We start from the raw sequence: 9,956 nt of genomic DNA on the forward strand, positions 1-9,956 counted from the left end.
CAGACCGAGGCCTGCATCTGCTCGGCCAGCGAGCCGGGCGGGCAGTGCTCGACATCGACGGCCCGCAGGATGTCGAGGCCCTCGGGCAGCACGGCGTCCAGCGCGGCGCGGACCGACTCCGGCTCGCAGCGGCGGGCCAGCGCGATCTCCAGGTACTCCGCCTCCGAGCCCACCCCGGTGGGCGCGGCGCCGACATAGCTGATCTTCGGATGCGGGTGGAAGCCCGCCGAGTACGCCATCGGGATCTCCGCCCGCCGCAGCGAGCGCTCGAACGCCCGGGCGAAGTCACGATGTGAGCAGAACCTCAGCCGGCCGCGCTTGGCGTACTCCAGCCGGATCCGCTGTACCGGTGGGACGTGCGCCGGCCCCTCGGGTTGCCTGCGCGCCATGCCGCCCTCAGTCCTGCCCGGCCGGGGCGGGCCTGACCGCCAGCGGCAGCAGCGTCCTGCCGGTCGGCCCGATCTGGATGTCAGTGCCCATCGTCGGGCAGACGCCGCAGTCGAAGCACGGCGTCCACCGGCAGTCGTCCTGCTCGTAGCCGGTCAGGGCGTCCTGCCAGTCGTCCCAGAGCCACTGCTTGTCCAGGCCCGAGTCCAGGTGGTCCCAGGGCAGCACCTCGTCGGCGAACCGCTCCCGGGTGGTGAAGAAGTCGATGGACGCCCCGCGCGGCGGCAGCTCCGCCTCGGCGGCGGCGATCCACCGGGCGTAGGAGAAGTGCTCGCTCCAGCCGTCGAAGCGGGCGCCGTCCCGCCAGGCCCGCTCGATCACGGCGCCGACCCGGCGGTCCCCGCGGGAGAGCAGTCCCTCGATCAGCGACGGCTGGCCGTCGTGATAGCGCATGCCGATGTTGCGTCCGAGCGAGCGGTCGGAGTTGATCGCCGTGCGCAGTTTGCGCAGCCGGTCGTCGACCACCTCGGGCGCGGCCTGCGCGGCCCACTGGAACGGGGTGTGCGGCTTGGGCACGAAGCCGCCGATCGACACGGTGGCCTTGATGTCGCGCGAGCCGGTGACCTGCCTGCCGGCCCGGATGACGTCCTGGGCCATGGTGGCGATCTCCAGCACGTCCTCGTCGGTCTCGGTGGGCAGCCCGCACATGAAGTAGAGCTTCACCTGCCGCCAGCCCTGGGAGTACGCGGCGGTGACGGTGTTGATCAGGTCCTGGTGGCTGACCATCTTGTTGATCACCCGGCGCAGCCGCTCCGAGCCCCCCTCGGGCGCGAAGGTCAGCCCGGACCGCCGGCCGTTGCGGGAGAACTCGTTGGCCAGGTCGATGTTGAAGGCATCCACCCGGGTGGACGGCAGCGACAGCGACACCCGCGAGTCGGCGTACCGGTCGGCCAGTTGCTTGGCCAGCGGGGCGATCTCGGAATGGTCGGCGCTGGACAGCGACAGCAGGCCGACCTCTTCGAAGCCGGTGGCGTTCAGGCCGGACTCGACCATCTGCCCGATGCCCTCGATCGAGCGCTCCCGCACCGGACGGGTGATCATGCCGGCCTGGCAGAACCGGCAGCCGCGGGTGCAGCCGCGGAAGATCTCCACCGACATCCGCTCGTGCACCGACTCGGCCAGCGGCACCAGGGGCGTCTTGGGGTAGGGCCAGGCGTCGAGGTCCATCACGGTGTGCTTGCGGACCCGCTCCGGGACCCGGTCCCGGTTGGGGGTCACCGAGGCCAGCTGGCCGGCGGCAGCGCCGCCCTCGGTCCCGAGGGGAAAGTAACGGACGTCGTAGAACCGCGGCACGTACACCCCGCCGGTCTCGGCCAGCCGGGTCAGCAGCTCGTCCCGGCCGCCGGGTGACCCCTCGGCCTTGAAGGCGGCGATCACGTCGGTGATTGCGCCGACCACCTGCTCGCCGTCGCCGAGCACCGCCGCGTCCACGAAGTCGGCGATCGGCTCGGGGTTGAACGCGGCATGCCCGCCGGCCAGCACGATCGGATGGCTGTCGTCCCGGTCGGCGGCGTGCAACGGGATGCCGGCCAGATCCAGCGCGGTCAGCATGTTCGTGTAGCCGAGCTCGGTGGAGAACGAGATGCCCAGCACGTCGAAGGCGCCGACCGGGCGGTGGCCGTCCACCGTGAACTGGGGCAGGCCGTGCTCGCGCAGCAACCTCTCCAAGTCCGGCCACACCGCGTAGGTGCGCTCGGCCAGGGCGTCGGCGCGCTCGTTGAGCACCTCGTAGAGGATCTGGACGCCCTGGTTGGGAAGGCCGACCTCGTAGGCGTCGGGGTACATCAGCGCCCACCGGACGCTGGCCGAGTCCCAGTCCTTGGTGCGGGCGTTCAGCTCGCCGCCCACGTACTGGATCGGCTTGCTCACCTGGGTCAGCAGGGGCTCGAGCCGATCGAACAGGTTCTCGGGACTGTTACTCACGAGTTTTCATGATACGGCCCGGCTGACCGGCGCGAACCCGACATAATGGCGACATGCGACCAGCCGCCGCGGTGCGAGCACGATCGCGAGTGACGGTATGCGTCCTCGCGCTTGCTGTGGTGGCCACCTCAGTGGCGGCGGGCAGCAGCGCCGGGGCGGCGGCTGGCAGCGCTCGGGGGGCTGGCAGCGCTCCGGCGGCGGCCGGCAGCGCTCCGGCGAGCAGCGGTGTCCGGCTCGCGGCGGCCGGCACCCGGTACTCGGCGGATCGGCCGGTGCTGGTTCGCCCCGGCCGGTCGCCGTTGGTGCGCTCGCAGCTGACCGGCTCGGCCAGCATCGCCGGCTGCCCGCTGTTCCCGCCGGACAACCCGTGGCGGCGCGTCATCTCCAGCGCTCCGCTCAACCCGCGCTCGGCAGCCTGGGTGGCCAACATCGGCGGCAGCCGGTTCCTGCACCCGGATTTCGGCTCCGATCCGTCCTATGGCATTCCCTACAGCGTGGTGCCGGCCAGCCAGCCGAAGGTGGCCATCCGCTTCACCGACTACGCGGATGAGAGCGACCCCGGCCCGTACCCGATCCCGTCCGGCGCCCGGATCGAGGCAGGCGGGGACGCGCACGTGCTGGTTGCCTCCGGCGACTGCCATCTCTACGAGCTCTACGGGGCGGCCCGCAGCGGCAGCGGCTGGACCGCCCGGTCCGGCGCGGTCTTCGACCTGCGGTCCAACGCCCTGCGGCCGGCTGGCTGGACCTCGGCCGATGCGGCCGGCCTGCCGATCCTGCCCGGCCTGGTCCGCCGGGACGAGGTGCTGTCCGGGCGCATCGACCACGCCCTGCGGTTCACCATCGCCACCACCCAGCGGGGCTACATCAATCCGGCCACCCACCAGGCCGGCTCCACCACCGATCCGAACGTCGCCCCGATGGGCGCCCGGTTCCGGTTGAAGGCGTCCTTCGACCTGAGCCCGTACCACGGCGCAGCCCGGGTCATCCTGCAATGCCTCAAGACGTACGGCATGTTCGTGGCCGACAACGGCTCGAACTGGTTCCTGTCCGGCGCCACCGACAGCGGCTGGAACGACACCGATCTCGATCAGCTCAAGAGGGTGCCGGGCTCAGCGTTCGAAGCGGTCGACACCGGCCCGGTCCACCGCTAGCGCAGTCCCAGCCCTACCCCGGCAACTAGTGCAGTCCCAGCCCTACCCCGGCAACCGGCTCAGCCCGGCGGGCCCGGTAGGCGGCCACGTTGGCGCGATTGCCGCAGGCGGCGCCGCAGAACCGGCGGGAGCGGTTCTTCGACAGGTCGACGTAAACGTCCTCGCAGTCATCGCCGCCGCATACCCGTAGCCGGCCGAGCTCGTCGATCCGGATCACGTCGGCCATCGCCATGGCGGCCTCGACAGCCATCCGGTCTGCCAGCGGCGCGTCCGGAGCGGTGGCATGCACGTGGTAGTCCCACTGGTCGTGCTTGACCAGCTGCGGCAGCGCGCGGCGGTCGGCCAGCACCTGGTTGACGATGTCGACCACGGTGTCCTTGTCGGCAGACCAGAACCGGGCAAGGGTCGGTCGCAGCTCCCGCACCGCGGCGAGCTCGGCCTGGTCACCGGTCCGGGGTCCCGTCCACTGCCAGGTGCGGACCAGCTCGTCGAGCTCATCGACGGTGGTGAGCTGATCCGCGCCGTTGCGGGAGGTGTTCACCAGTCCCGCCGCAGCCGCCAGCGCCCGCTCTGTGTCATGGGCTAAAACCATGTTGACTCCTTACCGCCGCTCGACTAGCGTGGCACGTAATGAGCATAGCGCCGATTGCTTATTACACCAGCTCAGCCGCAGGGACGTTCGTCACGGACCTCGGTGGACAACGAACGGACCGGTTCCATGCACCTCGCACACCGGCAGCGCGCCGGCCTCGGCCTCGCGCTGCTGTCCTCGGCCGCCTTCGGCACCTCCGGGGCCTTCGCCACCGCGCTGATCGACTCCGGCTGGTCCCCCGCCGCGGCGGTGACCGCCCGCCTGCTGGTCGCCGCGGTGGTGCTCACCATTCCGGCGCTGATCGTGCTTCGCGGCCAGTTCGGCGCGCTGGCCCGGGAGGGGCGCAGCATCGCCGGTTACGGCGTGATCGCCATCGGAGGCGCGCAGCTGTGCTACTTCAACGCGGTCGCGCGGCTGTCGGTGGGGGTGGCCCTGCTGCTGGAGTACCTCGGCATCCTGCTGGTCGTCGGCTGGCTCTGGCTACGGCACGGCCGCCGCCCGCGGCCGCTGACGGTGGCCGGTGGCGCTGCCGCGCTGGTGGGGCTGGCGCTGGTGCTGAACGTGACCGGCAGCCATCGCCTCGACCCGATCGGCGTGCTGTGGGGGCTCGGCGCCGCGGTCGGGCTGGCGGTGTACTTCGTGGTGTCGGCGCAGGCCGATACCGCGTTGCGCCCGATCGTGATGGCCTGGGTCGGCATGGCGGTCGGCAGCCTCTGCCTGCTGGCCGTCGGGATCCTCGGGGTGGCGCCGATCCACGCCAGCACCAAGGACGTGGTCTTCCTGGATCACCGGACGAGCTGGCTGGTGCCCGTTCTCGGAATCTCGCTGGTGGCCGCGGTCTTCGCCTACGTGGCCGGGATCACCGCCGCCCGCACGCTCGGGGCGAAGCTCGCCTCCTTCCTCGGCTTGAGCGAGGTGCTGTTCGCGGTGCTGTTCGCCTGGCTGCTGCTCGGCCAGCTGCCCGGCCTGCCGCAGCTCATCGGCGGCGTGTTCATCATCGGCGGGGTCGCCCTGGTGCAGTGGGACGAGTTGCGCACGGCCGAGCCGGGCACCGACTTGCGCACGGACGTGGCCCCGCCGCCCGCCGGCTCGGAGGCCGGCCTGAGCAGTCCGCTGGTCGCCGCCGAGCCTGACGGTCGCTAGCCGCGTCCTGGCAACCGCCCGGCGATCACTGCCTTGCAACCCGGATCGCGACCCGGCAGACCGGAAGGCCAAGGTCGGCTGGCTGCCTTCAGCCGACCTTGGCCAGTCCGAGCGGGGCGAACGTGCGCCCCGGGAACACCGCGCTCAGCGAGCCCACCCCCAGCCGCTTCTGGGCCACCTCGCCGAGCACGTCGAAGGCCCCGTTCAGGGCCGGGACGTCGCCGGAATCCAGCACCCCGGCCGAGAGCGGGGTCCACTTGCCGTACACCCCCGCGCCGGCCAGCCCGCCGCCGAGCAGCCACATCACGCTGCCGTGGCCGTGGTCGGTGCCGCCGTTGGCGTTGATCTGCACCCGGCGGCCGAACTCGGTCATCACCACCACCGTCACCCGCTTGCGGCGCGCCGCGCCGAGGTCGGTCAGGAACGCGGCCAGCGCCGTGGCGGCCGAGCTGAGCTGGCGGTCGAGCTGGTTGGCCTCGTCGGTGTGGGTGTCCCAGCCGCCGACGTCCACGGTGGCGACCTGCATGCCCACCTCGGCGCGCAGCAGGGTGGCTAGGTCGGCCAGCGCGGTGCCGAAGTTGCCCTTCGGATAGACCGCGCCGTTCTGCGGCCCGGCCTTGGCCCGGGCGGCGGCGGCGGTGCCGAGCGCTGCCAGGGTGGTGGGGACGTCCACGCCCAGCGGGCCGGGCAGGCCCCGGTACAGCGCCCGCAGCGCTGTCTGGCTCTGCGCGGAGACGCCGTCCCAGCCGGGGAAGCTGAAGTTCTTCAGCGAGCTCATCACCAGCTTGGTCTGGTTGCCGGTCAGCGCGGCCGGCAGCGCCGAGCCCTGGGTGACCGCCCGGAAGGTGGTGCCGGGGCCCAGCTGCTGCAGCGCGCGGTCCAGCCAGCCGGTGGTCGCGGTGTCCGAGCCCCGTTCCAGGCACTGCTGCGCCTGGAAGTGGCTGCGGGTGACCCCGGCGGCCGACACCGCGGGGACGAAGGCCAGCTCGCCGGTACCCCAGAACGGCAACAGCGGGTTGAGCGCGGTGTTCAGCGCCCAGCCGGGCGCGCCGGTCAGCGGCGCCAGGCCCGCCGCGTCCGGCACCAGCTTGGCCCGGACCGTGCGCAGGTAGTCCACGCCCAGCTCGGACGAGGCCGGCACCAGGATCCGCAGGCCGTCGGCGGCGCCGCGCAGGAAGATGGTGATCAGAGTGTTGCCGTTGCTGACCCCGGTCGCGGCGTAGGCAGCCTTGGTGGTGACCAGCTGGCTGCCCAGCGCGGCGACGCCGACCATGCCGGCGCCGGCCAGGAAGCTGCGGCGGGTGAAGCCCCGTCCCCAGCCGGCCTCCTGGGCGGCCAGCTCGGCGCTGACCTGCTCGGCCCGCCGGGTCAGCACCCGCTCGATGGCGGGGTGCTCGACGCCGGGTTGCTGCGGCTGAGTCATGACGTCCTCTCGGTTGGTGGTCACGGGGCGGCCCTGGGCCGGCCGGTCCTGCGGGTCGGCGGTCATCGCAGCGCGTGCTGGGGCGCGTCGAGGATCAGCGGGACGAGGTGGTGCAGGTACCACCGCAGCCGGGAGGCGGCGATCGGAGTGCTGGCCGGCTCGCCCAGGAAGGTCTGCAGCGCCGCCACGTGGGCGGTCGGGAACCGTCTTCCGCTCACCCTGACGCACAGCTGGTGGATCGCCTCGCCGCTGGTCTTCGGCTTGACCGCCAAGTAGAGCGAGGTGGGATCGAACGGGGCGAAGCCGTCGTACCAGTTCTGGGCCAGGCCGCGATGGTAGGACCACAGGTTCAGCAACGAGCCGGACGAGCGCCAGGCGCTGGCCACGTCCGGGTAGCCGTTGGGCGGGGACCAGTCCAGCGGCACCTGCCCGACCGAGGAGCTCATCCAGTGCAGGTGCTGCAAGGACCTGCTCAGCGTCCCCGGCCCCACTCCCAGCACCCGCACCGTCGCGATCAGGTTCTCCGCCGGCCGGCGGACCTTGGCGCCGCGGCTGGCCCAGAACTCGGTCGAGCGCAGGATCGCCAGCAGCATCGGCGCGATCTGGGTGCCGGTCTGCAGGTAGATCTTGGCGACCGCTGCGACCAGGGTCGGCGACGGGTTGTCCGAGACGTAGTGGACGCACAGCTTCTGGGCCAGCCGCTTGGCGGTCGCCGGGTGGCGGGCCAGGTAGCGCAGGTAGGCGTCGCCGGCGGCCTCGCCGGTGGCCGCGGAGTCGTTGGGATGGCTGAAGCCCATCACCTTGATCGGGCCGACCCAGTGCTTCTCGGGCTTGTAGAGGTAGTTGAAGTCGGCGTCCAGCGAGCGGCCGGTCAGGATCCGCGCGGAGTTCTGCACGTCGGCCTCGGTGTAGTTGCCGATGCCGACGGTGTGCAGCTCCAGCAGCTCACGGCCGTGGTTCTCGTTGATCGCGCTCTTGGTGGAGGAGGCCAGGCTCAGGTAGCGCAACATCGCCGGGTTCCGTGCCGAGGCCAGCAGCATGTTCTCGTAGCTGCCCAGCGCGTGCTTGCGGATCACGTCCCGGTCCATGGTGTGCCGGGTCGTCCAGACGCCGTCGCTGTGGTTGGCGACGTTGAGGTGGTTGGCGAAGAAGTCGACCGCGGTCTCGTACACCTGGCCGCGGCTCCAGGCCTGCAGGCCGAGGGTGACCCGGGTCAGCTGGTCCATCGCCTCCCAGCCGTACTCGTTGCCGTTGGCCGCCAGCCACGCCCGCACCTGGGCCGGGCTCTGGGTCAGCAGCGGGCCCTGGGCGGCGACCCCGGCATGCCCGGCGTAGCCGGCTCCGGCGCCGCGGCTGAAGGCCAGCTGGAACTTCCACCAGCCGTCCAGGCCGTAGTGGGTGATGTCGGCTTGGGTCTTGGTCTCGATGCCGAAGCCGAACCGCGACATCAGCAGGCAGGCCGGCTGCCAGGCCAACGGCGCCCGCGCGGTGGGCACGGTGTTCCGCACCGCGTCCGCGATGGTGGGCCAGAAGGTGGTGGTCACCTGATCTCTCACTCTCCGTAACGGGCGTTCTTACGGAGAGTGAATCATGTGAAGTCATCGTGAGGTGCTAAAACGCGAAAACTCGTTCAAGATGCCGATCTGCGATGAATTGCCTGGAGAAGTCCGAGGGCCAGCCCCTGGGCGAACATCGACGATCCCCCGTAGGACACGAACGGCAACGGAAGCCCGGTCACCGGGGTCAGCCCGAGGTTCATCCCCATGTTCTGGAACGCCTGGAAGCCGAGCCAGCAGACGATCCCGGCGGCCACCAGCCGCGAGCTGCCGGTCGCCGCGGTGGCGATCCGCAGGCCGCGCCAGAGCAGGACGGCGAACAGCGCGATGATCAGCGCGGCGCCGGCGAAGCCCAGCTCCTCGCCGGCCACCGAGTAGACGAAGTCGGTCTGCTGCTCGGGCACGAACGCGCCGCGGGTCTGCGCGCCCCGGAACAGCCCCTGGCCGAACAGCCCGCCGTGCGCGATGGCTATGTGCGCCTGGTTGATGTTGTAGGCGATCCCCTGCGGGTCCCGGCCGGGATCGGTGAAGGCGGCGAACCGGGCGAGCTGGTAATCGGCCAGCGCGCCGGCCTGGATGGCCAGCACCGCGGCCAGCACACCCAGGGCCATCAGCCCGATCAGCCAGCGGGCCCGGACGCCCGCCGCGATCAGCACCCCGAAGGTGGCCGCGGTCAGCACCAGGGCCGAGCCGAGGTCTGGCTGCAGCATGATCAGGACCAGCGGCAGGGCCAGCAACGCCAGCGCCAGACCCAGCTCCCGGACACCGGGCGGGGTGCCCGCCGCCCGCCGCGCGCTGTGCTGGCCGAACAGCACCGCCAGCGCCGCGATCAGGCCCAGCTTGGCGAACTCGGACGGCTGGACCTCGAAGCCGCCGCCGACCACGATCCAGGCATGGGCGCCGTTGATGGTGGAGCCGATCACGAACACCGCGAGCAGCCCGACGATGCTGGCCAGGTAGAGCAACGGCCCGATCAGCCGCAGCACCCGGGAATCCACCCGGGCGGCGCAGAACAGCAGCACCGCGCCGAGCGCGGTGTTGAGCAGGTGCTTGGCCAGGTAGGTCTGCGGGTTGGCATCGGCCAGCTGCATCCGGGTCCGGGTCGCCGACCAGACCAGCAACGCCCCGATCAGGCACAGCAGCAGCGCGGCGACCAGCAGCACGATGTCGTAGGAGCGCAGCCGGCGCGAATCGGCCAGCGCCCGCAGCGGCCACCGGGCCGGCATCACCAGCCCGGTCATCGGCCGGCCGTCCGGCGGGTGGTGCTGGCCGAGCCGCTCGGGGTCGGCGCCGCTGAGCCGCTCGGAACGGCGGCCGGACGGGTCGGCGAGCGGCTCGCGGACGGTGAGCTGCTTGCGGACTTGGAGCCGGTGGCGGACAAGGAGCCGGTGGCGGACTTAGAACCGGTGGCGGACAAGGAGCCGCTCGCGGAGGGAGAACCGGTCGCGGAGGGAGAGCCGCTCGCGGACCTGGAGCCGCTCGCGGAGGGGGAGCCGGACTTGGAGCTGCTCGCGGAGCTGGTGATCTTCGGCAGCCCCGGCGCCGAGTGGGCCACCGGGGTCCGGCTGGTCACCGTCGGCAGCTTGCTGGCCGGAACCGCGCCCGGCACGATCGGCGAGCCGTACGCCCCGAGCAGGCCCTCGTACACCTTGCGCACCATGGGCGCGGCCGCCGAGGACCCGGTCCCGGCCTGCTCCACCATGCCCACCACCACGAACCGG

8 protein-coding genes and 1 pseudogene are annotated in these 9,956 nt (G+C 71.9%); 3 read left to right on the plus strand and 6 right to left on the minus strand.

The window, feature by feature from the left end; all coding sequences use genetic code 11:
* Window positions 1-389 (minus strand): TIGR03936 family radical SAM-associated protein (locus VF612_RS04495; protein WP_408658651.1); only part of this gene is annotated, 389 nt, incomplete at its 3' end.
* Between the two features lie 7 nt (window positions 390-396).
* Window positions 397-2,370, minus strand: coding sequence for a TIGR03960 family B12-binding radical SAM protein (locus VF612_RS04500; protein WP_408658652.1), 1,974 nt, complete (start codon window positions 2,368-2,370; stop codon window positions 397-399).
* 275 nt (window positions 2,371-2,645) lie between these two features.
* Here VF612_RS04500 and VF612_RS04505 point away from each other — a divergent pair, with 275 nt between their 5' ends.
* Window positions 2,646-3,521 (plus strand): hypothetical protein, encoded by an 876-nt coding sequence (locus VF612_RS04505; protein ID WP_408658658.1) that lies wholly within the window; start codon window positions 2,646-2,648, stop codon window positions 3,519-3,521.
* 25 nt (window positions 3,522-3,546) lie between these two features.
* Here VF612_RS04505 and VF612_RS04510 read toward each other — a convergent pair whose 3' ends face one another.
* Window positions 3,547-4,113 (minus strand): CGNR zinc finger domain-containing protein, encoded by a 567-nt coding sequence (locus tag VF612_RS04510; RefSeq protein WP_408658653.1) that lies wholly within the window; start codon window positions 4,111-4,113, stop codon window positions 3,547-3,549.
* Between the two features lie 126 nt (window positions 4,114-4,239).
* On the opposite strand from VF612_RS04510, the gene VF612_RS04515 reads away from it, so the two are divergent.
* A complete protein-coding gene (locus VF612_RS04515) occupies window positions 4,240-5,256 on the plus strand; it encodes an EamA family transporter (RefSeq protein ID WP_408658654.1) in 1,017 nt (338 codons plus the stop codon).
* Between the two features lie 88 nt (window positions 5,257-5,344).
* Here the strand turns inward: VF612_RS04515 and VF612_RS04520 are convergent, their stop codons facing one another.
* From VF612_RS04520 to VF612_RS04530, 3 genes are all read right to left on the minus strand, one after another.
* Window positions 5,345-6,679, minus strand: coding sequence for a DUF1501 domain-containing protein (locus VF612_RS04520; RefSeq protein WP_408658655.1), 1,335 nt, complete (start codon window positions 6,677-6,679; stop codon window positions 5,345-5,347).
* Window positions 6,680-6,741: 62 nt separating this feature from the next.
* Entirely contained in the window at window positions 6,742-8,223 is a 1,482-nt protein-coding gene (locus VF612_RS04525) for a DUF1800 domain-containing protein (RefSeq protein WP_408658656.1), read from the minus strand.
* A gap of 86 nt (window positions 8,224-8,309) precedes the next feature.
* On the minus strand, window positions 8,310-9,476 hold the full coding sequence (locus VF612_RS04530; protein ID WP_408658657.1) for an FtsW/RodA/SpoVE family cell cycle protein: 1,167 nt from the start codon (window positions 9,474-9,476) through the stop codon (window positions 8,310-8,312).
* Between the two features lie 18 nt (window positions 9,477-9,494).
* Here VF612_RS04530 and VF612_RS04535 point away from each other — a divergent pair.
* Window positions 9,495-9,956 (plus strand): annotated as a pseudogene (locus VF612_RS04535) (hypothetical protein); the annotation flags it as partial.

Source organism: Jatrophihabitans sp. (assembly GCF_036388195.1).
In the GTDB taxonomy this organism is placed as follows: Bacteria; Actinomycetota; Actinomycetes; order Mycobacteriales; family Jatrophihabitantaceae; genus Jatrophihabitans_A.

Excerpts from the sequence above, each read along its gene's own strand:
- VF612_RS04515 (WP_408658654.1), top strand. The coding sequence starts at position 4,240 with ATGCACCTCGCACACCGGCAGCGCGCCGGCCTCGGCCTCGCGCTGCTG.
- VF612_RS04530 (WP_408658657.1), bottom strand. The coding sequence starts at position 9,476 with ATGACCGGGCTGGTGATGCCGGCCCGGTGGCCGCTGCGGGCGCTGGCC.
- VF612_RS04510 (WP_408658653.1), bottom strand. The coding sequence starts at position 4,113 with ATGGTTTTAGCCCATGACACAGAGCGGGCGCTGGCGGCTGCGGCGGGA.
- VF612_RS04520 (WP_408658655.1), bottom strand. The coding sequence starts at position 6,679 with ATGACTCAGCCGCAGCAACCCGGCGTCGAGCACCCCGCCATCGAGCGG.